This window comes from Pinirhizobacter sp. (assembly GCF_036499745.1).
Classification (GTDB): Bacteria; Pseudomonadota; Gammaproteobacteria; order Xanthomonadales; family Rhodanobacteraceae; genus Pinirhizobacter.
Genome location: NZ_DASYDG010000002.1, coordinates 49,964 through 74,257 on the forward strand (window position 1 = coordinate 49,964; position 24,294 = coordinate 74,257).

Annotated in this window: 22 protein-coding genes; 11 read left to right on the forward strand and 11 right to left on the reverse strand. The window is 62.4% G+C overall.

The window, feature by feature from the left end; genetic code table 11:
• Positions 1 to 55 precede the first annotated feature (55 nt).
• Positions 56 to 2,572: a TonB-dependent receptor gene (locus VGM61_RS00565; RefSeq protein WP_331520747.1), complete on the forward strand. Its 2,517-nt coding sequence runs from the start codon at positions 56 to 58 to the stop codon at positions 2,570 to 2,572.
• 2 nt (positions 2,573 to 2,574) lie between these two features.
• Positions 2,575 to 4,077, forward strand: a complete 1,503-nt coding sequence (locus VGM61_RS00570; protein WP_331520748.1) for a CehA/McbA family metallohydrolase — start codon at positions 2,575 to 2,577, stop codon at positions 4,075 to 4,077.
• 6 nt (positions 4,078 to 4,083) lie between these two features.
• On the opposite strand, the gene VGM61_RS00575 is transcribed toward VGM61_RS00570, so the two are convergent.
• Positions 4,084 to 4,890, reverse strand: a complete 807-nt coding sequence (locus tag VGM61_RS00575) for an MBL fold metallo-hydrolase (RefSeq protein ID WP_331520749.1) — start codon at positions 4,888 to 4,890, stop codon at positions 4,084 to 4,086.
• A gap of 127 nt (positions 4,891 to 5,017) precedes the next feature.
• Positions 5,018 to 6,007 (reverse strand): NAD(P)-dependent oxidoreductase, encoded by a 990-nt coding sequence (locus VGM61_RS00580; protein ID WP_331520750.1) that lies wholly within the window; start codon positions 6,005 to 6,007, stop codon positions 5,018 to 5,020.
• Positions 6,008 to 6,247: 240 nt separating this feature from the next.
• Here VGM61_RS00580 and VGM61_RS00585 point away from each other — a divergent pair, with 240 nt between their 5' ends.
• Positions 6,248 to 6,685 carry a GNAT family N-acetyltransferase gene (locus VGM61_RS00585; protein WP_331520751.1) on the forward strand — a complete coding sequence of 146 codons (438 nt, stop codon included), beginning with the start codon at positions 6,248 to 6,250 and terminating at the stop codon, positions 6,683 to 6,685.
• Between the two features lie 188 nt (positions 6,686 to 6,873).
• On the opposite strand, the gene VGM61_RS00590 is transcribed toward VGM61_RS00585, so the two are convergent.
• From VGM61_RS00590 to VGM61_RS00600, 3 genes are all read right to left on the reverse strand, one after another.
• Positions 6,874 to 8,388, reverse strand: coding sequence for a DHA2 family efflux MFS transporter permease subunit (locus VGM61_RS00590; protein WP_331520752.1), 1,515 nt, complete (start codon positions 8,386 to 8,388; stop codon positions 6,874 to 6,876).
• The gene (locus VGM61_RS00595; protein ID WP_331520769.1) at positions 8,385 to 8,924 is read right to left on the reverse strand and encodes a MarR family transcriptional regulator; all 540 of its coding nucleotides are present in this window, start codon (positions 8,922 to 8,924) and stop codon (positions 8,385 to 8,387) included. Before VGM61_RS00595 ends, VGM61_RS00590 begins: the two co-directional genes overlap by 4 nt.
• Before the next feature lie 75 nt (positions 8,925 to 8,999).
• Positions 9,000 to 9,953, reverse strand: a complete 954-nt coding sequence (locus tag VGM61_RS00600; protein ID WP_331520753.1) for an AraC family transcriptional regulator — start codon at positions 9,951 to 9,953, stop codon at positions 9,000 to 9,002.
• Between the two features lie 96 nt (positions 9,954 to 10,049).
• On the opposite strand from VGM61_RS00600, the gene VGM61_RS00605 reads away from it, so the two are divergent.
• From VGM61_RS00605 to VGM61_RS00615, 3 genes are all read left to right on the forward strand, one after another.
• Complete coding sequence (locus VGM61_RS00605) at positions 10,050 to 11,045, forward strand: oxidoreductase (protein WP_331520754.1); 996 nt, start codon at positions 10,050 to 10,052, stop codon at positions 11,043 to 11,045.
• A 120-nt stretch (positions 11,046 to 11,165) separates the two neighbouring features.
• Positions 11,166 to 12,926 carry a hypothetical protein gene (locus VGM61_RS00610; RefSeq protein ID WP_331520755.1) on the forward strand — a complete coding sequence of 587 codons (1,761 nt, stop codon included), beginning with the start codon at positions 11,166 to 11,168 and terminating at the stop codon, positions 12,924 to 12,926.
• A 134-nt stretch (positions 12,927 to 13,060) separates the two neighbouring features.
• Positions 13,061 to 14,749 (forward strand): tetratricopeptide repeat protein, encoded by a 1,689-nt coding sequence (locus tag VGM61_RS00615; protein WP_331520756.1) that lies wholly within the window; start codon positions 13,061 to 13,063, stop codon positions 14,747 to 14,749.
• Between the two features lie 6 nt (positions 14,750 to 14,755).
• Here the strand turns inward: VGM61_RS00615 and VGM61_RS00620 are convergent, their stop codons facing one another.
• Entirely contained in the window at positions 14,756 to 15,130 is a 375-nt protein-coding gene (locus VGM61_RS00620) for a hypothetical protein (RefSeq protein ID WP_331520757.1), read from the reverse strand.
• Between the two features lie 189 nt (positions 15,131 to 15,319).
• Between VGM61_RS00620 and VGM61_RS00625 the strand changes: the two genes are divergently transcribed.
• Complete coding sequence (locus VGM61_RS00625; RefSeq protein ID WP_331520758.1) at positions 15,320 to 15,709, forward strand: hypothetical protein; 390 nt, start codon at positions 15,320 to 15,322, stop codon at positions 15,707 to 15,709.
• 10 nt (positions 15,710 to 15,719) lie between these two features.
• Positions 15,720 to 16,595 (forward strand): helix-turn-helix transcriptional regulator, encoded by an 876-nt coding sequence (locus VGM61_RS00630; RefSeq protein WP_331520760.1) that lies wholly within the window; start codon positions 15,720 to 15,722, stop codon positions 16,593 to 16,595.
• Here VGM61_RS00630 and VGM61_RS00635 read toward each other — a convergent pair.
• Together VGM61_RS00635 and VGM61_RS00640 are read right to left on the reverse strand one after the other, a co-directional pair.
• Complete coding sequence (locus tag VGM61_RS00635; RefSeq protein ID WP_331520761.1) at positions 16,541 to 19,126, reverse strand: putative bifunctional diguanylate cyclase/phosphodiesterase; 2,586 nt, start codon at positions 19,124 to 19,126, stop codon at positions 16,541 to 16,543. The genes VGM61_RS00630 and VGM61_RS00635 overlap by 55 nt on opposite strands.
• Before the next feature lie 226 nt (positions 19,127 to 19,352).
• Complete coding sequence (locus tag VGM61_RS00640) at positions 19,353 to 20,180, reverse strand: hypothetical protein (protein WP_331520762.1); 828 nt, start codon at positions 20,178 to 20,180, stop codon at positions 19,353 to 19,355.
• A 186-nt stretch (positions 20,181 to 20,366) separates the two neighbouring features.
• Here VGM61_RS00640 and VGM61_RS00645 point away from each other — a divergent pair, with 186 nt between their 5' ends.
• Positions 20,367 to 21,455 carry a restriction endonuclease gene (locus VGM61_RS00645; protein WP_331520763.1) on the forward strand — a complete coding sequence of 363 codons (1,089 nt, stop codon included), beginning with the start codon at positions 20,367 to 20,369 and terminating at the stop codon, positions 21,453 to 21,455.
• A 70-nt stretch (positions 21,456 to 21,525) separates the two neighbouring features.
• Positions 21,526 to 21,933, forward strand: a complete 408-nt coding sequence (locus VGM61_RS00650; RefSeq protein ID WP_331520764.1) for a hypothetical protein — start codon at positions 21,526 to 21,528, stop codon at positions 21,931 to 21,933.
• Between the two features lie 28 nt (positions 21,934 to 21,961).
• Here the strand turns inward: VGM61_RS00650 and VGM61_RS00655 are convergent, their stop codons facing one another.
• The 3 genes from VGM61_RS00655 to VGM61_RS00665 all read right to left on the reverse strand — a co-directional run bounded on the left by VGM61_RS00655 (position 21,962) and on the right by VGM61_RS00665 (position 23,684).
• The gene (locus VGM61_RS00655; protein ID WP_331520765.1) at positions 21,962 to 22,360 is read right to left on the reverse strand and encodes a hypothetical protein; all 399 of its coding nucleotides are present in this window, start codon (positions 22,358 to 22,360) and stop codon (positions 21,962 to 21,964) included.
• A gap of 28 nt (positions 22,361 to 22,388) precedes the next feature.
• Positions 22,389 to 22,625, reverse strand: a complete 237-nt coding sequence (locus VGM61_RS00660) for a hypothetical protein (RefSeq protein ID WP_331520766.1) — start codon at positions 22,623 to 22,625, stop codon at positions 22,389 to 22,391.
• A gap of 741 nt (positions 22,626 to 23,366) precedes the next feature.
• Positions 23,367 to 23,684, reverse strand: coding sequence for a transposase (locus tag VGM61_RS00665; RefSeq protein WP_331520767.1), 318 nt, complete (start codon positions 23,682 to 23,684; stop codon positions 23,367 to 23,369).
• Positions 23,685 to 23,905: 221 nt separating this feature from the next.
• Between VGM61_RS00665 and VGM61_RS00670 the strand changes: the two genes are divergently transcribed.
• A partial coding sequence (locus VGM61_RS00670; protein WP_331520768.1) for a hypothetical protein occupies positions 23,906 to 24,294 on the forward strand: 389 nt, incomplete at its 3' end.

Below are 24,294 nucleotides of genomic sequence, written 5' to 3' on the forward strand. Positions count from 1 at the left end.
CACGGTGTGAACCCTCCCGTTGCCGCCTTCGTTCCCTACCGGAGTCGTCCACGACATGTCTTCCCTGATCCTGCGCCGCGCCCTTCGCGTCGCCCTGTTCACCACGGTGGGGGCACTTGCCCTTCCAGCTTTCGCACAAGACCAGTCAACTGCCGCCGACAATCAAACTCCCCCCGAGAAGAAAGCGACCTCGCTGGAGAACGTCGTTGTAACCGCGCGTTCGGGCGTGGATACCCGCACCAAAGCCGAAACAAGCTATTCCGTCACCACCATCGATGAGGACCGCCTGCGCATGCAGGCACCCACCAGCGTCACCGAAGCGGTGAAATCGGTTCCTGGCTTCTGGGTGGAAGCATCCGGCGGCGAGGCGAGCGGCAACATCCGCGCCCGCGGTATTCCCGTCGATGGCTACGGTTCGGTGACCCTGCTCGAAGATGGCATCCCCGTGCAGCACGACCCGGCCCTGGGCTACCTCAATGCCGACCAGGCCTTTCGCCTGGACGAGACCATCGAGCGCATCGAAGTGGTCCGTGGTGGCCCTTCGTCGGTGTTCTATTCCAACGCACCGGCCGGCGCGATCAACTTCATCCCCCGCAAGGTCGGCGATACCCCTGATGGCCTGATCAAGTACACGGTGGGCAACTATGGCCTGAACCGTGCCGATTTCTGGTATGGCACACCAGTGGGCCAGGGCTGGAAGCTTGGTGTCGGCGGCTTCTGGCGCGTCGACGACGGCATCCGCCGCACGGGGTTCGACGCAGACAAGGGCGGCCAGTTGCGCGCCGTGCTGTCGAAGGAATTCGAAGGTGGCGACTTCAGCTTCGACGTCAAGCACCTGGACGACAAGGTGGCGCTGTACCTTGGCATCCCCATGCGCACCAACAGCAATGGCGACATCCGCGCCGTGCCTGGCTTCAACGGCAACTACGGCACCCTGGCCGGCCCCGAAACCGAGCACCTGGTGCTGCGCGAGGGCGATGGCAGCCCGTACGACTTCGACAATAGCGAAGGCACGCACGTCAAGCGCACCCAGTACACGGCCAAGTTCAACCTTGACCTGGGCGATGACTGGAAGCTTGCCGAGAGCCTTCGCTACAGCGACACCGATACCACGCGCAACGGCGTGTTCCCCAATGCACTGCAAAGCGCAAGCTCGTTCCTTACCGATTCGAACAACCTCAAGCAGCTCGCTGGTTACCCGGGCGCCACCGCCCTGCAGTTCCGTTACCACGACAACGGCCAGGTGTTCGACACCGCCAACCAGAACGGCAATGGCCTGGTGGTGCTCGGTGGCGCACGCGGCGTGACCATGCCGGTAAAGGAACTGATCAACGACACGCGCCTGCTTCGCAAGTTCGAGTTCGGCGACCAGACGCACGACATCAGCCTGGGCTACTACCTGGCCAACTTCAGCCAGCGCTTTGACCGTTATTCCTCCACGGTGCTGCTCGACGCACAGAATAACGCCCGCGTACTCGACCTTATCGCGCTCAATGCCGCCGGCGCCCCGGTGGGCACGCTCACCGAAGACGGCATCTACCGCAATGGTTACGAGTGGGAGCACGCCAACGGGCGATCCTCGACCAACGCCTTCTACGCGTCGGACGAATGGCAGGTAACGGACAAGCTGCGCATCGATGGTGGTGCGCGTTGGGAGAAGGTGAACACCAAGGGCTACACGGAGCTGAAACAGACCGTGAACCTGGGTACCCTTGCCGATTCGAACATTTCCACCGGCAACGGCAACTACGCCCACTACGACCACAGCTTCCACAAGCTTGGCTGGACGCTCGGCGCCAACTACCAGTTCGACGAGCACCAGGGCCTGTTCGCCCGCTATACGTCGACCTTCCGCCTGCCGTCGTTGAGCTCGTACATCACCAGCCCAACGGCCGTGCCGATCATCCAGACGATGAAGCTGGGCGAGGCGGGCTACAAGTACAGCGATCGTTACGTGGACCTCTACGCCACGGCCTTCGGCACCAAGTACAACGACGTGCAGTTCAGCAACTACGTCTTCGACCCGAACTCCCAGGCTTCCACCGCGCAAACGGGCTACGCCGATACCAAGACCTACGGCCTGGAACTGGAAGGCACGCTCTATCCCAGCAAGATGTTCGACGTGCAGTTCAACGCCACCCTGCAGCAGCCGAAGTACAAGGGCCTGCGCTATACGGAAGTGGTGGCCGGCGCGCCGGTGCTGCGCGACTACGAGGACGACCAGCTGATCCGGGTGCCCAAGGTAAGCTATCGCATCGTGCCCGGCGTGAACCTGCTCGATGGCCGCCTGCGTTTGCAGGTGTCCTACGAATACGAAGGCAAGCGCTTCGTCGACACCGCCAACTCCGTGGTATTGCCTTCGTACAAGACAGTAGGTTTCAGCGCCCGCTACGACTGGACGCCAGCCCTGTCGACATTCTTCTATGCGGATAACCTGAATAATTCACTCGGCCTGACCGAGGGCAACCCGCGCGCTGGCGAGTTGGCAAGCGCCGATGCCGGTGCCAATACCTTCATCGCCCGCCCGCTGTTGGGGCGTAGCTTCCGCCTTGCCGCCATGTACCGGTTCTGACGGTGGACCTGCGAATTGCTGCTATCGCCCTGGTGGCCGGGTTGCTGTTTGCGCCCGTGCCGTCGAGGGCCGAAGACAAGAGCGACCTCACACTGCACGGGGAAATTACCGGTAAGGACAACCACACCTATAGGAACGTCACCTTCGACGTTCCCGCCGGCGTCACCCGCATCACCATCGCCTTCGAGGCCACGGGCAAGGAAGACCACACCACGATCGACCTGGGGCTGCTCGGCCCGGATGGTTTCAAGGGCCAGGATGGGTTCCGCGGCTGGGCGGGTGGCAGCAAGCGCATCTTCACCGTCTCAGCCAGCGACGCCACGCCAAGCTTCCTGCCCGGGGCGATTCGCCCCGGCAAGTGGACGCTGCTGCTGGGTATCCCCAACATCCGAGCCAATGCACATGCCAGCTATACGGCAAAGGTGTGGTTCTCGCGCGATGCCGCCACCGCGTGGGGGCCCGATGTGCTAAACCCGCCATTGCGCAAGCAACCTGGCTGGTACCGCGGCGACCTGCACATGCACACGGCACATAGCGACGGCAGCTGCCTTAGCCAGGGCAACCACGTGAAAGTGCCCTGCCCGTTATTCCTTACCGTGGAAGCGGCGGCCAAGCGCAAGCTCGACTTCATCGCCCTCACCGACCACAACACCTCTTCGCACCTGAGCGACATCCGCGAACTGCAACCCTACTTCGACAACCTTCTGCTTATTCCCGGCCGCGAACTCACCACCTTCCAGGGCCATGCCAACCTGTGGGGCGTGCCAACCTCAGTCGACTTCCGCGTCGGCAGCAAGACCGTTCCGGACTGGAACGCCCTGTTGAAGAGCGTCGCACCGCTGCATGGCGTTGTTTCCATCAACCACGCCATCCGCCCCAGCGGCGAGAAATGCATGGGCTGCGGCTGGACACCCGAACCGCCCGTGGACATGCACCTGGTGCAGGCCGTCGAGGCGGTGAACGGTACCGACGCGGTACGTCCGGATTCAGGTATTCCCTTCTGGGAGAATCAACTGGCGCAGGGCTTCCGGCCCACGGCCGTGGGTGGCAGCGACAACCACCGCGCCGTGCCGATCCTTACCGAGCCGGATATTCCCGTCGGCACGCCGACCACCGTCGTGCACGCCACGGCGTTGTCGATGCCGGCCATCCTGGATGGTATTCGCGCCGGGCATGTCTTCATCGATACCGAAGGCACGGCGGACGGCATGATTGACCTTGAGGCCAGCGTGGGCAACACAAAAGCCGGCATGGGTGATGAACTTACCGCACCCGCAGGTAGCGACGTTAGGGCACAGGCGACCATGAAAGCGCCCCCTGGCTCGAAGATCGTCCTGTTGCTCGATGGCAAGCCCCTGCCCGACGGCACCTCAACGACGGGCACGGTGACGGCACGCATCCAAGGGGATGGCAAACCTCATTGGATCCGTGCCGAAGGACACGCCGCGGATGGAAGACTGATTTTGCTTGGCAATCCGGTCTATCTGAATCGCCGCAACCACTAACCGTCGCTAACTACCGGTATCGGCCAGGTAACGATCGAACGAGGCATCCACGGCGGCACGGCCGCCACCGATGATGTTCCGCCCCCACGTGTACCCGTACACATCCTCGAACTCAAATCCCGCCAGGCGCTCGCGCATGGCGCGCACGTCCGACGGCTTCATCGGCATGTAGTTCGGGTAGCTGTACATGAAGGTGACGTGCCGGCGGTCGAAGACCACCTGCGGCGTGTCGCCGGCGAACAGCGTGCCACCGGGCCGCGGGCCTTTCTTCCAGTGCAACGCCGTGCAACCGGGGAAATGACCGCCAGTGCGAATAAGCGTGACGTCGGGAGACAGCACATTGAGATCGCCTTCCCAGAACTCGATCCGCGGCGATGATCGCTTCACCCATTCGCGATCGGCAGCGTTAAGCAAGATCGGAACGCCACCAAGTGCCTCGCTCCATTCCACCATCGATGTATAGAAATGCGGGTGCGAAATGATGATGCGATCTACCCCGCCGCGAGCGCGCAAGGCTTGCACGGCCTGATCATTCACCATGCTCACGCACTCAAAGAGGATATTCCCAGCATCGGTACGAAGATGCATCGCGCGCTGCGGGATGGCGAAACCGGCCGGCATGCTCACCGCGAAGACCCCGTTGTCTTCCTCGATACGCAGCTTGTTCTTCGCCTGCAGTTCCGCGTGGGTGGTCCACTCTTGGCCGTCCCATCCCACGTACTGCCGCTCGTCCACGCAAACCGGGCACTCGCTCGGCGGGGCATCGGAAGGTTCGTACTGGGTACCGCAGGTGATACAGATGAAAGGTGTCATCGAAAGCTCCCTTGGCAGGCGTCGAATCTGCAACCAGAGTGCCACAAGAGCATGTGCCAAAGGTCAGCGCCGCGCGAGTGCGTGGCCGAACCAGTTCGCGAAGCCCAGTGAGGTTTCGCAGTGCCATTCAATGAGGTGCATCCACCGGATACGGGCCTTCATCGAACGTCTCGTCGTGGTAGCCCTTCACGCCCACGGCCATTGCCATGTCGCTACGGAAATCCGCGCCTGCACGGATTCGTTCCAGTGCGTGGGCAAAATCATGCTTCGGTTTCCAGGCCAATAATTCCCTGGCGCGGGCATTGTCGTAAACGCGGTCGATGCCCTGGAACATGCGCCAGCCTCGGGCTTCGAACAAGGCAGCGGCATCGGGAAAGTGAGCAGCAATGGCGTTGGGCAAGTGGTGCCGCAACGCGTACGCCTCGTCCCGCCTGAAAGGCGTGGTTGCCGAAACGATGAAGCGGTCATAGCCGATGGCGTGGGCGCGTGTAGCGGCGGCAAGGTGCGCGTCGACCACGTCGGCGATGTCCACGCGCCGGTACAACAACTCCATCGCCTGCATGTTCGCCAGCGCAAATGCCGCCCGCTTCGCCGGATCATCGTCATCCTCGGGGAAGAACCGGGAAGTACGCAGCACCACAACAGGTAGCCCCCGCTTGCGATGATAGAGCTCGCACAGATCCTCGGCGGCAACCTTGGTCACGCCGTAGATATTCTTCGGTACGGGACGCACGTCCTCGGTGATCCATGCGGCCTCGTCCTGCCCCGCCGTCAGTGCAGCACCGAAGGCACTGGTGGTGCTGGTGAAGACAAAGGCGCTTACCTTGTTCGCCACGGCGCGTTCGAGCAACGCAAGCGTGCCGTTGATGTTGGTGTCGACAAAGTCGCCCGGGGGATGCGTCGCCACGTGTGGTTTGTGCAACGTGGCGGCATGGAACACCGCGGCGATTCCGTCCATGGCGCGCTCGACCACGGCAGGATCGGTGATCGAACCCACGACATCGGTGAACGGGGACGGCTTGATGTCCAGGCCGCGGACTGCCGCGCCCTCCGCACGAAGGCGGCGCACCAGCGCTTCACCGAGGTGGCCGGCGCTACCAGTCACCAGGATCGTCATCGTCGGCCCTTCCTGCACTACGAGACCGGAAAGAATGCCCTTCTGCCGCTTGAAGATAAAGTGCCCCCGGCTCGATACATGGCCGCCACGGCATTCTGCATCCCGGGAATTCAAGGGACCGGCGGGATATCCGCCCGCGAAAGGCCACACACGGGCCCATTGCGCCTCACCGCCGCCCCTGTACGGCCCCAATGAGCCCACACGCTGCAGGACATCGACGCAAAAAAGCGGAGCGAAGCCATGGCCACTTCCACCCATCTGGTGCGCCGCGGATGCGTGCGCGATGCAGCCGAAATCGCCGCATGCATGCAGTCGCTAGGCTACGGCACCACCTCGGAAGCGATTGCCATCCACCTCGCCCACTTCAAGGAATCACCACGCGACATCGTGCTGGTATGTGCCGAAATCTCATCACTTACCGGCGTGGCCAGCGCGCACGCGATTCCCCTGTTCCATCAAGCCGGGGAACTGGTGCGGATTACCGCACTATCGGTGCGCCAGGGACGCGAACGGCAGGGCATCGGTCGCTACCTTGTCCGTGCCGTCGAGCACTGGGCCCTCGCCCGTGGCGCCTCACGTATCGAAGTCACCAGCGGCAACCACCGCGAAGGTGCCCACCAGTTCTACCGCGCCATGGGTTACGGCATCGAAGCGCGACGCTTCACCAAACAGCTGTGAAACCATAAGGAACGATAAGGGGTCAGAGTCATCGATAAGGGGTCAGAGTCATTATTTCCCTATCAGAAACCATAAGGGGTCAGAGTCATTATTGCCCCATCCAAGCTTAGGGAAATGACTCTGACCCCTTATAGCGCTGACCCCTTATAGCGCTCGCTGCGGGAAAATGACTCTGACCCCTTATAGGGCTAGTCGACCAATGTCGCTACGGATGCTTCGCCGGTGTCGTGCACGGCGCGCTTGCGCGGCAGGAAGGTGGCGGCCACCAACCCCAGGGCGATGATGCCCAGCGCCCAGACAAACGTGTGGCCGAAGGCGCGGCCCAGGGCCGGCAGCATCGCTTCGTGCATGGCTGGCGTGATCGCGTGTGCCACGGAAAGACCGCCTTCGGAGGCACCGTTAGCCGGCATCAGCGCGGCGATCTGTTTCGAAAGCACCACGGCCAGCAGTGCCGTGCCCACCGACCCGCCCACGCGCTGCACCACGTTCATGCCGCTGGTGACTCGGGCGATTTCGTGGCGTTGCAGGCTGCTCAGTGCGGCGGTCATCGCCGGCATCATGGTTGCGCCCATGCCCAGGCCCATCAGCAGCAGCATGATTTCCACCATCCACAGCGGTGTGTCGCTCTGGATCTGCGTCAGGCCGATGAGGCCCAGCCCCACCAGCGTCATGCCCACCAATACGATGCGGCCGGGGCCGGTCTTGTCCGTCAGGCGCGCGGCAATCGGCATGGATATCATCGCGCCCAGGCCCTGCGCTGCCAGCAACAGGCCGGCGTGCAAAGCGGATTCACCACGCACCAGCTGGAAGTAAAGCGGAAGCAACAAGGCCGAACCGAAAAATGCCGTGCCGAAGAAGAACGACGTGGCTGCAGCCGCACCCACTATCCGGCTCCGGAACAGGCGCACGTCGATCAATGCACCCTCTTTGCGCCTTGCATGCCAAACGAAGGCCGCAACCAGGGCCAGCCCGACTACCACGCCACCCAGCGCATCCGGGGATTTGAAGCCGCCACCGGCGGCCGTTTCGGCCAGCCCGTAAACGAAAATGGCCAGGCCCGGCGAGAGCATCAGCAACCCGCTCCAGTCCAGGGCGTGGTGCGGCTTGGGTTCGTCACGTTCCAGGATCCGCGACGCCGCGAACAAGGCGATGACACCGATAGGCAGGTTCACGAAGAATATCCAGCGCCACGAGATGTCGTCGACGAACCAGCCGCCCAGGATCGGGCCAACGATCGGCGCCACCAGCATCGGTATGCCCACCAGACCCATCATCCGGCCCATGCGATCACGACCCGCGGCGTGGGAAAGGATCGTCATGCCGGCAGGCATGATCATGCCGCCGCCGAAGCCTTGCAGCACGCGGAAGACGATCAGCGAGGTGGCCGACCATGCCATGCCGCACAGGGCGGACCCCAGCACGAACAAGGCGATGGAACCGATGTACAGGCGCTTGGTGCCGAAGCGGTCGGCCGCCCACCCCGTGAGGGGAATAACCGTGGCCAGCGCCAGCATGTAGCCGGTGGACACCCACTGCGTAATGGACAGCGACGTACCAAACGAGCGCGACAATTCCTTGATCGCGACATTGACGATGGTGGTGTCGAGGATCGACATGAAACTGCCGAGCACGACAACAGCAGCGATGCGCAGGGTTGCGCGATCCAGTGCCCGCGGGGCACTGGGCTGTGAAGGAGCATTCATTTAGGGGATTCCGGAGAACAATGGGAGTTGCCGGTAGCCCATGGGCTGCCAGCGAAGTATTTGCGGGTGAGGTCGCTAAGCGTGGCGACCGCGGTAGTGAGCGCAGCGCGCTCTTCATCGCTAAGTTTTTTGACAAAACGCTCCGCAGCGCCCCGGCGAGCGTCGGCGATCTGCGCCAGCGCTTCGGATCCAGCTGCCGTGAGTGCGATGCGTTTCACCCGGCGGTCAATGTCGTCCTCGCGCCGCGACACCAGCCCCATCTTCACCATGGCGTCGACAGCCCGCCCAGCGGCCGGCAACGACAGCGAGATGCGCTCCGCCAGTTCATTGACCGCCAGATCCGTGCCCTCGCTATCGAGCACGAACAAGATCCGGAACTGCGAAAACGTCAGGTCGAACACCGCCATGGCCGAGACCACGCCGGTCTGGCCGTCCTTAATGATGGGGAAAATGGCGCCAATCAGGTTGGCGGCGAGCGGATCCATGTCTGGAGGCAACTTAAGCATGGACGCAATAATACTCTTCATCACATTCATTGCAAGCACGCATGTAAATTCCCCTTATTAGGGGTCAGAGTCATTAAGAACCCCCCTGTTCCTCGTCATCGGTGGTCAGACCCCCGAAGATTCCGGCCCGACGAAAGGTGATCTGACCCCTAATGCGGCTCTTCGGTATTGGCCGGGGGCCATGCCGGTGATGCGTTTGAAAGCGTGGCTGAAGGCGCTTTCGGTGCCGTAGCCGAGGGATTGGGCGATGCGGGCGATGGGGGTGTTCTCTTCACGAAGGGAGCGCTCGGCCAGGCGCATGCGCCATTGGGCCAGATAGGCCAGCGGCGGCACGCCTGCGACAGATTTAAAGTACTCGGCGAACGTGGTGCGGGACATCGCCGCGGCTTTTGCGAGGTCCGGAAGTTGCCAGGCGCGGCCGGGCTCGGCGTGCATCAGGCGAAGTGCCGGGGCGATGCGTGGATCGTTGATGGCACGAAGAAGACCCGTGTCCAGCGGGTCGCCGGTGGCCAGATGCACGCGAAGCACCTGCACCAACATCAGCTGCGCCAATTGCGCGGAAGCGAATGCCGCGCCCGGTGGATCGTTCTCCCGCTCGGCCACCAGCTGACCCAGCAACCAGCGCGTGGCCGCCGCCTCCGGCTTGTCGGCGCGCACATGGATCAAGGGCGGCAGAACATCGCGAAGGATATTCCCCCGCACGGGATCAAGTTCGACGTGGCCACCGATGAGCAGGCATTCATCGCCTTCACCAAGGACTTTCATGGCGCCGTCCTGCCCCGCGAAAGCGACCTTCGAATCCACGGGCAGCTCATCCGGATCCGACGACATCGCATAAGGCCTCTCCGCCGATGTCAGGAACACGTCGCCCTCGCCCAGGTGCAACGGTTCGCGGCCTTCCATGGAAAGCCAGCAGGACCCCCGCACCACGCCGAAGAATTTTGCCCGGCCGCTCGGATGGAAGCGCACGGCCCAGCGCGAGCCGGCGGTAAAACCACCGGTCACCAGTGAACGCGCCTGGGTAAGCGAGAGAATGTCGGAAAAGGGATCGGAAGCCATGGTCGGACTATTACGCAAGAATCACGGACTTTCAATAATTCAAAGTCCGGGTCACAGACCCTATCTTCAGGATAGTCCACCCACCCAGGATCCCCGATGCGCTCTCCCCAAAAGCCCATTCAGTCCGGTTTCGATGCCGCCTCCACCGCCGCCGACGTCATCCACGGCATCGACCTCACGGGCAAGATCGCCCTCGTTACCGGCGGTTATTCCGGTATCGGGGTAGAAACCGTAAGGGCATTGGCCCATGCCGGCGCCCATGTGATCGTGCCCACACGCAACGAAACCAAGGCCGCCCAAACGCTCGCTGGCATCAGCAATACCCGCATCGAACCGATGGACCTGACGGACCCTGCTTCCATCGACGCCTTCGCATCGCGCTTCGTAGCCACCGGCCAGCCACTGCACATGCTGATCAACAGCGCCGGCATCATGGCAACGCCCTTCGAACGCGATGCCCGTGGTTACGAAATCCAGTTCGCGACGAATCACCTTGGCCACTTCCAGTTGACGCGAGGCCTGCTGCCGGCGCTGCAGCGTGCACAAGGTGCGCGGGTGGTGTCGGTGTCGTCGTGGGGCCACCGTTATTCCCCGGTGGTGTTCGACGACATTCACTTCGAACGGCGCGAATACAACCCGTGGGCAGCCTACGGGCAGTCGAAGACGGCGAATATTCTCTTCGCCGTGGAACTGGACGCCCGCTACCAGGCCAACGGCATCCGCGCCTTTGCCGTGCATCCGGGCCTGATCATCGATACAGGCCTTGGAAAGCACATGTCACGCGAAGACCTCAAGAGCGCCGGCGTGATCGACGAAGACGGCAAGCCCATCCTGGACCCATCGCGCAACCTCAAGACCGTCCCGCAGGGCGCGGCCACCAGCGTCTGGTGCGCCGTCAGCCCTCAGCTCGATGGCTTGGGCGGCGTCTATGCCGAAAATGCCGACATCTCGCCGATCCACCAGGGCGAGGTCTCCACGAGCAACGATGCCAGGGCGCGCACGAGCGGCGCCAACGGCGTACTCCCATACGCCATCGATGAAAGCAGCGCCCGTCACCTATGGGACGCGAGCGAATCAATGCTTTCGCGCTAGCCGTTGCAACAATCGCTTCTTCCGGACGCAAATCGGTGACCCACGGCCTTCCTTCCGTACACCGAAGACAGGCAAGCTTAAGACATGGAAACATCCTCCAGGCCGGACGCGGAGCAAGCCATGCCAACCGAAGCCGATGCGTACCAGCAAAGCGACTTCACCCACCCCACTCGCATCTGCGACCTGGTGATGAAGGGCGGCGTATCCAGCGGCGTGGTGTACCCGCTGGCCGCAGCTGAGCTGGCCAAGGATTTCCGCTTCAACTCCATCGGTGGCACCTCGGCCGGTGCCATCGCCGCAGCGGTAACGGCCGCTGCGGAGTACGGCCGCGCCTCCGGCGGTTTCGTGCGCCTGAGCCAGGTACCCAGGCAGATCGGCGGGCACCTGATGCGCCTGTTCCAGCCATCGCCCCGGCTTGCGGCGCTGCTGGATATCTTCCTTGCCCTGCAAGCCCCGGGCTCGTGGATCGCAAGGATCGGTCGGGTGCTGGGCATCGCCGTGCGGCGCTTCGTCGGGCGCTGGTTGATCGGCCTGGTAGCGGGTGTCGTGTTCGGCGTCGTCGCCGTGTTTTCCGGCGCACCGATCGGCTACGCCGTGGCGTGGGGCGCGGGGCTGTTCGTACTGATCGGTATCGTCGCCGTGGCATCCACGCTGTACCGACGGATCACGCGCGAAGTCCCGGCCAACGGCTATGGTTTATGCCCGGGAAGCACCCAACGCGGCTTCGACACACCCGGCCTTACCGACTGGCTCACCGATCTCATCGACCACATTGCCGGTCGCGGCACCGGGCCCGACGACCCGCCATTGACCTTCGACGACCTGGCCGCGCCACCGGGCGGTACACCGTCGGTCTCCCTGCGGATGATGACCACCAACCTGATGATGCGCCGGCCGTTCACCGTACCGATGCGCGACCACAGCTTCCTTTTCCGCAAACAGGAATTTGAAAACCTGTTCCCGTCGCGGGTGATGAAGTACCTCATGGCCAACAGCGAAGCTTTCGACACCGGCAACCCCGCGGACGATTTCTTCCACCTGCCGCCCGACGGCAAGCTGCCCGTGGCCATCGGTGCACGGATGAGCCTGAGCTTCCCGCTGTTGATCAGCGCCATTCCGCTTTATGCGCGGGACTTCACGCTTAACGAGGCCGCCGGCCGCAGCGTTCCGCGCCTGTGCCTGTTCAGCGATGGCGGCCTGGCCAGCAACTTTCCCATCCACTTCTTCGACAAGCTCTGGCCCAACCATCCCACCTTCGGCATCAGCCTGGACGATTTCAACCCCACCAGGAATATCGGCCCCGGCCGCGCCTGGCTACCGGAAACCGCCAACAGCGGCGTACTGATTCCCATCCTGCCGATCGAAGGCGGCTTGCTGGCCTTCCTGCAGCGGCTGATCGACGCCGCCAAGGATTGGCAGGACAACCTGCAAAGCACCCTGCCCGGCTATCGCGAACGCATCGTGCACGTGGCGCTGAAGCCCGACGAAGGCGGCCTGAACCTCACCATGGACGCCACGATGGTGGGGAAGCTGGCCCACTACGGCGCCAGCGCCGGGGAACTCGCGCGGGACGTCTTCAATTTCGACGAACACCGCTGGCGACGTTTCCTGGTGGCGATGGCGCGCATGGAACAGACGCTGGATGAATTCACCACCGCATGGGATGGCGACACGGTGGAAAAGGAATCCTTCCAGTCGTACCTCATGCGCTATCCCGACCACGCACAAACCTACCAGCAGGACGCCGCACGCCTGGCCGAAATGCTCCGCCGCGCCGCGGCGCTGGTGGACATGGGCCGCGCCTGGCGCAAGCTGCCGGACATCCGTGATGGCCAGATACCCAAGCCCGATACCAACCTCAGTATTACCCCGAAGCCCTGAAGAAGCGGCCCTGACCCGCGGCCCGAACCCCCCGGGCATGTGTTTGCACTAGTCCATCCGGCCGAGAAACGGCCCCTGCCCGACCCCTTCGCCGTGTGAGAATATTCCCACCGGAGGGAGTCGGGAGGACTACCATGCGCGCGCGTACCATCGTTGGCATCGTCACCCTGGTGGTGGGTGCATGGGCACTGATTGGGTGGATGGGTTATGCCACCTACCACGCGATGACACCCCAGATGCTGGCGAAGATCCACCAGGCCAGCCGGCCACATCACGGCGGCAAGCTGCCGGCCGCCCCGGCCAAGCCGCCCGAGCGCCCCGCGTCCGTACCCGCCATCAGCGACGCGGCCTATACGGCCTACTTCGCCAAGGTGCGTACCGCCGAGAAAATCCGCGATCCGCTGCAACGTTGCCTGGCCTATCCCGACCCACCGGGCATGCACTGGCATGCGGATACCACCACGGCCTATTGCCGTTACCGCACGCAGCCGATCATCACCATGGCCCAGGCGAAAGACCTGGTAGCCAGGGGCCGTGCCGCGGAACTGGACAGGATCCTTGCCGGCTACCGTGATGCCCAGCTGCACGACCCGGCGCACGCCGGCTTGCTCGAGCATGCCTACATCGCACTGGACTTCGAGTGCTCGTGCACCGAATCGAGGCCAATGATCGATGCGTGGATGAAGCAGCGGCCCGACAGCGCTTTCGCCCTGGCTGCCAGCGGCATCGCTCATCAGGGCGAGGCCCAGCGCGCCTCGCACGCGGTGTGGAACATGGAACATGAGAGCGCCCAGGCGCTGCGCAACGACCCGGCAATCCGTTCCCGCATCCAGGAATACAAGCCCAGGGCGATCCAGGCGCGTGACACCGCGCTGCACCTGGCCAGGCAGGACCTGGACATGGCGGTGGTGCGCGACAGCATGGTGCTGCCGGTGTATTCATCGATGATCTACGTCGGCTGGATGTCCGCCGAGCCGCTGTATATCGAGCAGGCCATCAAGCGCGGCCTTGCCGTGGATCCATTGAGTTTCCGCCTGCGCGCCGTGGCCATCTCGCATTGGTACAAGGCCATGCGCAGCACGCCCGACAAGGACGCCCAGGCGCGCGAAGCCATGGCATTGATTCCGAAGAATCCTTTGCTCCGGTTGATCATCAACGACGATTTCGGACCAGGCTACGACGAAGATGACCCGTCGTGGATGGTGCAGCGCGCGCTGGATGAAGGTGACTCCTATGCGGTGCTCGATGCGGCCGGCGCCAGCACGTTCGGGCAGGATCCGAAGCTGTCGGCTGCGCTCTATAGCCAGTCGCTAAGGTTCGTCGCCAACGACACCAGCATCCCCCTGTACCGCGCGCAGATGCTCTATACCGGCGGCGAAAAGGCCTGGGCCGAGGCGGAATTCGACCGGCTCGTCAAGGCCGACCCGAAAGACACCGAGGCACGTATCGCCCGCGCCCTGTCTTATGCCCGGACCGGGGAAGAAAAGCGCGCCGAGGAGGAATACTCAGCCGTACTGAAGATCGACCCCGAAGACATCACGGCGATGACGCAGCTGATCGAGATCTACAGCCGCACCAACCGGGTGGACCAGGCCCTGGCCACCATCGACCGCCTGATCAAGGTCGACCCAAAAGCGCCCACGGGTTACGTGGTCCGCGCGAACATCCTGATCCAGCACAACAGGCCTGATGCACGTAGCGCGGCGAAATACATCGTGGACCACTTCGCCGACCGCATCGACCAGCAGCTCACCCTGGCAAAAATGCGCGAGTACCTGCGGACCCACGGCGACACCCCGACCTCGCCGGCCGCCGCGCATTGAGAACTGTCAGGGCGTGATCGTCATGTCGATCACCACCACGTAATTCTTGCCGCCGTTGGTGGGTGGCGTGGGGAAGGTGGCATGGCCGATTTGCTCGGCAAAACACGTGGCCACGCTCGTCTTCGGCTTCACGTCCACCGCATATAGCTGGCCATTGCCCAGGACGTCGGCGACCACGCTGAAGCTGCCCAGGTTCGCAGGGTCCGATGCGCCCGGCGGCACGCAGCCACGCATCGCAGGCCTCACCAGGTAGCTGTACTTGCGTACATACGCGGCACCCTCGGGCGAGGCCTCCAGCTGCTGCGCCTCGGCCTTCCGCGAGGAAAAATCAGCCGGATCGGCGAGGGTGGGCGCAAACAAGGCCATGGCGAAGAAAAGCATGATCGGTCCTTTGATGGAAAAGAAACCCGCGCCCACGACTGGCACGGGGAATAGTACAGCCCCGGCTGGCCCTTATTACCTCGCATGTAATTGAGAGCCCATCGATAGTCGCCGATAGTTCACCCCTGCCCGGCGTCCCCACACGCGATGCACCCACGGGTCAATGCAGGAAAACACAGGAGACTTAAGATGACCTCGATGAACTTCACCCAAAAGGATCCACCGCAGTGGCTGCTGGACTTCTGGAAGGAGATCGATGACAAGACATTCGGCAAGGGCTTCGACTGCCTCGCCGACGACGCTGTATGCAACCTCGGTGTGGCCGACTGGCACGGCCGGAACACCATCCGCGATAACTTGAGGCAATTCATCGATCGTGGCTTCACGGCCCATCACGACGTGGTGGAGTATTGGGATGGCGGATCGATCAAGATGTTCCACGGCAAGGTGCGTATGACCTTCGACGACAAAAGCCTCCCCGTGGTGCGCCCCACCATGGCTCACTTTTTCTACATGGACCAGAACGACCCCAGCAAAGTCAGCCGCTGGCTGGGTGCGGTCGGTCCAACGGAGTTCTGAAGGACATGCCGTGACCTTAAGGAATGAAACCCAGGCAGCCGGCGGTGAACTTGGCCGGCTGCTCCGCCACTGGCGTGACCTTCGCGGGAAAAGCCAGATCGAGCTGTCGCTCGATACGGAAATTTCGCAGCGGCACCTGAGTTTCATCGAGAGTGGCCGTAGCGCCCCCAGCCGGCAATCCCTGGCGACCATCGCCCAGGCACTGGAGGTTCCACTACGCGAGCGCAACCAGTTATTCCTGGCGGCAGGATTCGCGCCCGTCTACGTGGATGAGGCATGGAATGCCGATGAGATGGCCGCCGTCAACCGTGCCCTTGCCCGCGTGCTACAGCAACACGAACCCTTCCCCGCCATCGTGATGGACCGCTATTGGAATGTGCTGATGACCAACGATGCAGCGCCGCGGTTCTTCGGCGCCTTCGTTGATCTTGCCGCCCGCCCCAGTCCGCGCAACCTGCTGCACCTGATGTTCGACCCAGCCGGCATAAGGCCCTACATCGCGAATTGGAACAGTGCTTCGAAAGGGTTGCTGGAGCGTGTCCGGCGCGAAGCCGTGGGCCACGTTCTGGATGAGCGCACACGAGAGCTCCTGGATGAACTCATGGCCTATCCGGCCATCGACGAAGAAGACAGCAACCCAGCCACCGACGACCCGGCACTGCCGGTGGTTCCCTTAAGCTTCATCAAGGATGGCCGCACATTGAACTACTTCTCGATGGTCAGCACCGTGGGTACGCCGCTTACCGTTGCCGCGCAGGAACTCCGCGTCGAATGCATGTTCCCGATGGATGAATCCACCGAAGCGCATCACAGGGAACTCATGAGCCGCCTCTACACTTCAGATGGCGAAACCGTCTTCGCATCCCCCGGTACTTCCTCCGACTGACGCAGGTGAACCAGCAGCGCATCCAGCGGTAATGGATGCGAGAACAGGAAGCCCTGCAGGAAATCGCAGCCGTGATTGCGCAGCCAGGCGTGCTGGCTTGCCGTCTCCACGCCTTCGGCCACCACGGTAAGGTCCAGGCTGTGGCTAAGGCCGATCATGGCAAGGCAAATCGACGCCGATCGCGGGTCGCTATCCACTTCCTGGATGAATGCACGGTCGATTTTCACGCTATTGATCGGCAAGTTCTTAAGATACGCCAGGCTGGAAAACCCCGTGCCGAAATCGTCCAGCGCCACGCGGATGTCCTTCGATTGCAACGCATGCATGGTGCGGCGGGCAAGGTCGCGGTAGCGCATCAGTGAGCTTTCGGTGAGCTCGATATGCAGGGCACCGGGACGAAGCCCGAAGTTTTCCCCCACGCGGGCAATTTCCTGCGCAAGGTCGGTGCGGGCGAACTGGATGGCCGACACGTTCACGGCAATGGAAAGGCGGCCCCAACCCGCCGCCGTCAGCGCCTTGTGCGCAGCAGCGGCGCGGCGCAGTACCCAACTGCCCAACGGCAGGATCAATCCGGTTTCCTCGCACAGCGGGATGAATTCCGAGGGAGGAATCATGCCGCCATCGGCTTGCGGCCAGCGCACCAGTGCCTCAAGCATCACGACGTTGCCGGTGAGTGCGCTCATCACCGGCTGGAAATGCAACTCCAGGTCGTTACCCTCGATGGCATCGCGCATGCGCGCGGTCATCTGCAGGCGCAGGCGCGAACGATCGGCCATGGCGGCCTCGAAACGACGCACCGTTCCCTCGGCCACATCCGCCTCCTGCGCGGCGAGGGCTGCGTTGCCCACCACCTTTTCCGCATGGATGCCATCGGCCGGGTACGAGGCCAGTCCTATCCGGGCATCTAGCTGATGGACAGCGGCCTCCGAAGACACCGGCTCCGTGGCCGCGGCGAGCAGCGCCGCCAGGGCTTCGTCGTGGCGCGATCGATCGAACATCGCCACCACGAAGGTCTCGCCCGGCCGGTGGGCCACCTGGCCGAACTTGGCACCCAGCGACTCAAAGCGCGCCGCCACCACCTTCAATACATCGCGGCCGATCGACACCCCGAAGGTATCGGTGATCACATCCAGGCCGCGTACCTGGATATAGGCAAGGTCGTACCACGCGCGGGACGTTTTGGTTCGGTCGAGGTCTTCGACCAGCGCGTCGAGGTTGTGCAGGCCCGTCAGTGGGTCGTGCGTGGCGCGGAAGGCCAGATGTTCCTGCGCCGTCATACGCTCGGTGATATCGCTGATGGTGCCGGTAAGCGTGACCACGCCCTTCTCCTCCACCAGCGATCCGGTGGAAGAAATCCAGCGCATCGAACCGTCGGGACGGATCACGCGGTACTGGAGCGTCACCGCACCTTCGTCGGCCCACGCACGCGCCGCACCTTCGAAGTAGGCCGCCTTATCGTCGGGATGGATCATGCTGTAGAAAGTGTCCCGGGCGGTGACGATGTCGGCGGCACCGAGCCCCAGGATCAATGCCGCCTGGCTCGACCACGACATGCGCGTGGAGCCCTTCACGATGCTCCAGCTACCGATATTCCCCGCCCGCTGAGCCTGCTCCAGGCGGCGGCTGGTGTCGGTAAGCGTGCGCACGTATTCATCGCGCGAGCGTTCCGAGGCGCGCACGCGGCGGTAAAGATAGCCGTAGCCCATCCAGTACAGACCATACACCACTATCGCCACCGCGCCGAACACATACCACGGCGCCAGCACCGCACGCAGGGGCACACCCACGCCCACGCGTACCGGATAGGCACCCAATGAACTGTTCACCACCAGGCGATGCACGCCGTCCACGGCGCTGACGAAATTGGAGAGATCAACGTGCTCGCCTGACTGCAGGCGTCTCACCGACGCACCCACCAGGGCGGATGCCTGCCGGCTTCGCGCAAGGATCGTCCCGTAATAGTCCGCCACGGTCGCCACGCCCATATGGCCGGTGGCAAGCTCGTCCACGAGGTTCTGCAGCCCGCGCGTATTAAGACGCGCAAACAACCAGCGCCCGTCCACCATCGGCACCACGATGGGCAGCAGCCAGCGCCCATCCACTTTCTCGATAGGGCCGAAGCGCATGCCCGGCCGGGGACCCGCCTGGCGGGTCAATACCCACGGCGGTAACGTCTGGCCGCGGCCCATCAGCTGTACGCTTTCGATCTCCGGCTGACGCGCGGTCACGCGCACCATCAGCTGGGCAATCAATGCCGGCGCCTTGTCGGGCTCATCCTGTTCGAACTGCTCGATGTCCTGCACCACGCCAGCCAGGGTGCGGTCCACGCTGCGCATCTGCTCGGTGGCCAGGCGCTCGCCGCCTTCGGCCAGCGCCAGGGTGCGGTCATGGGCCGCGGAGAGTCGGGTCTGCCTGTCCTCGCACAGCCCCACCACCAGCGCCACGCCCAGCAGCACACCCAGTGCCAGTCCGACGAAGCTGACGGCGCGCGACGACTGGCGCTCGAAGGCACCGGCGTGGAAGAACCTCATGGCACCGCGCCCCAGGGCGTCGCCTGGAGGGCACCGGAATGCAAGTTGTCCCCTGCCAACACCACCATGTGTCAACCCAACCCCGTTATGACCGGATCGCGGAAGTCGCCCGGCCCGCGGAATAAATATTCCGCCCGTCTACAGGGTATCGGGCCAAGCCACCGATACTTTAGATCGTGTAAGAAATTACGCAGGGCGCGGTTATAGGCTTATTCGGCAACATTTCTTACGCCGTCTCCCGCAACGACTCCACCTTCTGTCCGGGCTCCCAGCGCATGCTGCATTCGCCGCACACATAAACCCGTTTACTCACGATCAGGGGCTTTTGTGTCGGCGACGCGCTCCGGTGCCTTGATCCATCGCGCACATCGGGCTGCCCCGCACTTCGATGCCCTGTTGCCCGATCGGCGATAACCCTGATCACACGGCTCCTGTTCCAGTGCCGGCATGATGGACAGCGCCCCACGAAGTGGCGCAATGCGTAGGCCAGAGCCAGAAGCAGAAGAAGGACGATGCCGCAGCGGGCCAGGGCCGGGACGATCCAGCCATCCCTGGTGCTTTCGGTGACCGTGGTGGGGCCGGCAGCCGCAGCGAGGAGTTCGTCGGCGCTACGACCAACATCGGGCGTAGGAGTGACATCGGCCCTGGGCCTGGACGCGCCCTTCACCACCGGCGGAATGGGAACGAGCTTACCGTTGGGAAGAATTTCCGAGATCACAATCTTCGGCTTGCGCAGCGGCGGCTCCGCCTTGGGCGCGAAAGCCTGCACGGCCGCCAGGCGCGAGCGGTAGGCGCTTTCCAGGCAGGCCTGGTTGCCGTTGCACCGGGCGCGCGATTTCTCCCAGTCGACCTGGGAACTGCCGAGGGCATCCGACGGAGCGCGGGTGTCGAGCAAGTGCTTTAGCTTGTCGTCCTGCCGGGTGAGCGCCGGGGAAGCACAAACAGCCTGGTCGCTATGGCCGGCGGGCGAGGAGGCGCAATCGACGGCGGAAGCCGGAGCCGCCAGGGCAAGACCGGCCAGTGCAAGCAAGGTTGTCCAGCATCTGCGCGTCATTACTCGTCACCAAATCCTTGATTACTCGTGTGCCGAAAAAGGGCATGGGTTATCCATATATCGGCAGCCTCCCGTCGGGCTTGAACAGCCAGCCGCCAGTCAGGAGCGGCATAGCCTAAAGCAACATTCATCCCGGCCGATATTCTCCTGTTGGCAACATCGCAGATGAAGAGGGGCTCCAGGGACATGGGCATCTATCGCCAGGGAAAGAAGGTGCAGTACCGCTACACGGACGAACTCGCGGGCATCAGCTGGGTGGCATTCGAACGCCTCTTCGCCGAGCACTACCGGCAGCTTGGCTATCGGGTGGAGCATTCGGGTACGGGCGCCTCCCACGAGCGCTACGACGGCGGCATCGACATAAAGCTTTACCGGGACGATGAATACATCGTGGTCCAGTGCAAGCACTGGAACGCGCTCCAGGTAACGCACAACTATGTGCACGAGCTGATCGGCGTGATGCACACCCAGCACGCCACGGGCGCGATCCTGATCACCAGCGGGGAATTTTCGAAAGCAGCCCTGGAAGCTGCTGCCCAATGCCCCGTCATTTCCCTTATCGATGGCGCCGAAGTGCGCCGGATTTTCCAGGCATCGCTGCCAACGCTTGTCCCTGCGCCACCACTGCCATCCGTCGTGCCTTTTCCGCCCGCCCGCGGAGCCGTCGTGCGCTCCCGGCGGCGTGCCGACCCAGATCTCGACCCGATGATCATCGCTGGCAGCATTGTCGCCGCCATACTGGTGCTCGCCCTGGCATACGTTGGGCTGCAGGATCCTCCCGAGTCGGCCACTCGCCTGGTACGGGAAGCCTACCCCGTGGCCGTGCCCCGGTTTCCCAGCAACGTTGCGGCCACCGCAGGCACACTCGCCGCTGGCGCGCTCGATGCCCAGAGACGCAACACGTACCAAGCCATACATCTTTCCGACTTCCGGCGAACGGTGGATCACGAAGCCGCACGCGCCGCCCTGCGCAACCTGCCCGGCGTAGGCACCAGCACATGGATCGACAACGAGAACCTGCTGGTGCTGGTGAGCGGACAAGAACTGCGCAGCAATCGCATGATCGACGACGTCTGCGCCGCCCTGGATCCGCTCGGCGACACCATGGGCGTGGTAGTGAACGTGCAGGACGTGATGGCGAAGACATCCGAAGGCGCGGACGTGCTCTCGCGCAACTGCAAGCTCAAGGGAGACGAGCGGGCGATGTTCCAGCAAAAACGGCAAATGAACGTGCTGGACCCAGCGCTTCGAGCAACCATGAAGGCGCAGCAATAGACCTGGCTAAAGGTTTACTTGCTTAGGTCGGGATTGGGGGTCAAGCTCCCCACACCAGCCGGGGCACCCTATGTCATACGACCTGTACGTCTATCTTGCCCGCAGCAAAATGCCCACGCCGGAGAAATGGCTCTCGGTGATGAAAAACGAGGAACTACCCGGCGACCTCGACACCGACTTCGATGTCGACACCATGACGGGTTTCCTGCCCTGCCCCATCGGCGATGAACTCGCGGGGTTTGAGTATTACTCGTTCGAAACCGAGCCAGAAGACGCGGCGGAACTGGAACTACCGCCCGAGCTCAACTTCACCGTGCAGTTTTCGGTGGGCTCGCGGCCGCTTGAACTGATAGCGGCGCTATCAGCTTCAGGTGCGCTGGCTGCCATAAGCGGCGGGAGGCTTGAGGATCCCCAGAGCGAGGAGGTTCTGGAAGGTGAAGATGCGATTGCTTGGGTGAAGTTGCAGCTGGCTTCGTAGAGGGATAGCTACTATCGCCTACCGCTGATCACCCACTAGCTGGCTGCGTTACGCCAGCCCTTCCCGCGCTAACTCGGACCTCTTCTTTCCAGATCAGATAAATCAAGTACACAATCACGATCATGTAGATATAGACAAGAAAACCCCAATCTTGGAAGGTAATGCCACCATCGAAGCGGCCATGAATTGCGGAAAGCGTTCCAACAATCCCTCCGACCGCCAAACCGCCTACACAACCCCAGATCATGAGTCTTCTGCTTTTCGGGCTATAGAGTAGCTTCAGCGCAAAAAGCGCGTAAATCACGCCGATGACGGTACCCCACCAATATCGTGGCACCGTGGGAAAGGTAAGCAGGCATCCGAGCGCGAGGGCGCAAACCCAGCTTGTGAATGTACGCCTATACTTTGATTTCATTTGGATGTCCATGCGTCAAGTTCGAAGGCGCTCCACAAGGCTATGGATACCAACCCTCCGAATGCACCTGACTCCTTGCCATGACCAAGGCTCTCTCGACGTCTTCGATCGGAACACGTACGAAAACCTTGTCAGCTAAAAACTCAAGAAGCAGTTTCTCGCCTTCCACAGCGACGACGGAGAATAGAAGCTCCGATGAATAAGGTAGAGAGTCTTCCTTTGCGAGCACCTCAAGATGCATGCCTTCATCGTTCACCGATGCCAGGCGCGTGCTCACAGACGCTACCAGCAACTTATGCGGCCGATGGTTCAATGTGTCCTCCCCCTCGGTAGATCGGGGCAAAACACGCACACCAGCGCGCGTCACCCCAAAGAGACGACGAAAACGAGACCACATGATGTTTCCCCTAGAGCAAGCCGCGATGGCACTTCCACGGTGAAGACGATCATCAATCGCAATATCTGATGACGTCAATGGCTAGCAAGAAGTTTCGATCCAGCCTGGCCTAGCCCTTGCACCGGGACTGTTTAAGCTTCGTTTTCACGCGGTCCAACAGTACACAGGACTCCCGAATATGCCAGGGGCGCTCAAACTGTCCTCGTTTGTTCCCCAAAAGCATAAAAACCGGTCCTTCGACGACTGATAAACCAACCAATAGCCGGCGGTTCTGGCTATACAAAGTCCGGAAATCAGGCTGCCGGGTTTCTCGTCCGGGAAACCTGGCGCGACCACGGTCGCACTTACCGCAAACGGCTCACATAAATGAGACAGGATGTCTTTTCCGACGGTCTGAACATACTCCGCCCTGTCAACGGCCGGGGGTACGTAGACTCCCGAGTCGTTTCCGAGCAGTGACTTCAACCGCTCCATGGCCTCTGCACCGCTCATGTATGCCCGTTCTTAGTTTTGTCTATCATGTAAAGGTGTAGCCGAGAGACAGCCAATCGCCCAAAGCGCCTTGGTCACATGCGGAAAGCTGATGGTCGCACCATTGGCGTCCGTCATGCTTCGGGACACCTAGTCGCCCGCCGCCGCCAACGACTTCCTGGGCCGAACGCCACCACGCGCAAGCCCGGCAACAAGCGTCTCCTCGATCCCCTCCCAAGCGCCTACCGAAGCCCAGGCCTTGTGCCGCTTGTAGCAGGTAAGACCGGACACGCCCGAAATGCCCAGCGGAAGAGAGTTCCAGGCGATGCCGCGGGTCATCACATAGGCGATGCCTTCCATCACCACCCTGTCGCCGTGGCCCTTGGGACCGCGCTTGCCTGGCCTGCGATCTACTGGGACCAATGGCTCGAGTTCCGCCCACAGACGGTCGTTGATAAGTTGCAACATGCGCCCCTACCCCTAGTCGGCCGCGAATTCTATAAGAGCCGATACCCACTCTATGCGCATATCTTTACAGCCAGATGCGCACTCGGGTTGCGGTACGCGTGAATTTGCCGATTTCGCATAGCCAGCCGAAAGGCTGATACCCCTCGGTAAAAACTCGGCGCAGTATCTCTCGGAGAGGGGTTCCCGGTTCTTCGACATCGCATCTGTTGCGAGGAGGAATTATGTCTGTCCGTTTCGGGCGAGCGCTTGTTCCACTGGTTGCCGTGGCCCTTTTGGAAGGTTGCGGCCAGTCTGTTCCTGTAAAGGCGACCTACTATTTTCCGAAGGCCCGCACGAGCATCGTGGTGACCGAGACGTTGTCGTGCACACCAAAAGGATTACTGATGACCAACCTCGTCGTGGATCCCACGACGGAGTACATGCGCGACGATAGTGCTTACGCCACCATCGATGAAAAGGATTTCGGTGGAACTTTCAGTGATGCCGATGTGGCAATTACGTACACGGGTGACGGGAGACTGACGGGGATCAATACGTCGACCGTGGGGGAAGGGCCCGACATCGTCAAAGGTGTCGTGAGCGTTGCGACTGCCATTGCAGGATTGCCCTT